This window comes from Vibrio sp. 1401 (genome assembly GCF_033340295.1).
This window is the reverse complement of the sequence record NZ_JAWOWF010000843.1, coordinates 1-516: the sequence shown is the minus strand read 5'-3', so window position 1 is coordinate 516 and position 516 is coordinate 1. Positions and strand designations below refer to the sequence as shown.

The 516-nt window shown below is 40.1% G+C and carries 1 protein-coding gene; it reads right to left on the bottom strand.

Annotation, left to right across the window (positions count from 1 at the left end):
- A partial coding sequence (locus R7Z77_RS28485) for a molecular chaperone (protein ID WP_318137451.1) occupies positions 1-516 on the bottom strand: 516 nt, incomplete at both ends.

The following is a 516-nucleotide window of genomic DNA, read 5'->3' as shown; positions in this document are numbered from 1 at the left end:
AGGGTCTGACATTACTATGGGGAATAGACCAAACCTTATACTGTTCAGGAAGAATATAGCCAGCTAGTCCATCGGAAATAACGACAGGATCTTTATTTGGTAGATTCAACTGTAAATTCACTAAGCGAACATGGTGTTTTCCTGAATTTTTAATGTGAACAAAACGCTGATTATTTTTCTTAATAAACTGTGCCTGTAAATCATCCCATAATTCACTGTCACGGTTTGGTTTTTGAGTATCAGTCAGCCCTTTCCCGTAAATAAACAAAGGTATCGAGTAACGCATTCGGACTTTGACAGCGAGTTCATTTTCCGTCAATTCTGTTTGAGGGTTTTGAGTTGGCGGTAATTCATCTATGATCACTCGGTATGCATACTCCTTACCCGCAGAGGCCTCATCTTGGTTGATGATGCGGATTAACTGCTTTTCACCTGGTTCAATTTTGACAAACGGAGGGGTTGCAATTAACTGGCTTTGACTTGAATAACTATCTTCTCCTTCGTTTTGTTCCCACC